Origin of the sequence: Bacillus sp. FF-1, assembly GCF_028548245.1 — a bacterium.
Classification (GTDB): domain Bacteria; phylum Bacillota; class Bacilli; order Bacillales; family Bacillaceae_G; genus Bacillus_A; species Bacillus_A paranthracis.
Genome location: NZ_JAQQGG010000035.1, coordinates 1 through 556, shown reverse-complemented (window position 1 = coordinate 556; position 556 = coordinate 1). Strand labels below are relative to the sequence as shown.

Annotated in this window: 2 tRNA genes and 1 rRNA gene; all 3 read right to left on the bottom strand. The window is 46.0% G+C overall.

The window, feature by feature from the left end:
* Window positions 1–151 precede the first annotated feature (151 nt).
* Window positions 152–227: transfer RNA gene (locus tag PQF83_RS28460), tRNA-Ala, on the bottom strand.
* A gap of 8 nt (window positions 228–235) precedes the next feature.
* Window positions 236–312 (bottom strand) — tRNA-Ile (locus PQF83_RS28455).
* Window positions 313–444: 132 nt separating this feature from the next.
* Window positions 445–556: ribosomal RNA gene (locus tag PQF83_RS28450) — 16S ribosomal RNA — on the bottom strand; the annotation flags it as partial.

Here is a 556-nt window from a genome sequence, read left to right as displayed (position 1 = left end):
ATCGGCGTTAGTCCCGTCCTTCATCGACTCCTAGTGTCAAGGCATCCACCGTGCGCCCTTTCTAACTTAACCAAACTAAAATTAAAAAATATGAGCTACACTGTTATCTAGTTTTCAAAGAACATACCATTTGCTATTTAAAATAGCTTTTTGGTGGAGCCTAGCGGGATCGAACCGCTGACCTCCTGCGTGCAAGGCAGGCGCTCTCCCAGCTGAGCTAAGGCCCCAAGTTGTATGGTGGGCCTAAATGGACTCGAACCATCGACCTCACGCTTATCAGGCGTGCGCTCTAACCAGCTGAGCTATAGGCCCATACAAATTGCAGGATTTATTTATATCATATCCTCATTTAAGAGTCAATACTTTTTATTGAACTCTCAAAACTAAACGAAAACGAAACACGGAAACTTATATTGATAAGCAGCGCTTATCAATTCTCCATAGAAAGGAGGTGATCCAGCCGCACCTTCCGATACGGCTACCTTGTTACGACTTCACCCCAATCATCTGTCCCACCTTAGGCGGCTGGCTCCAAAAGGTTACCCCACCGACTTCG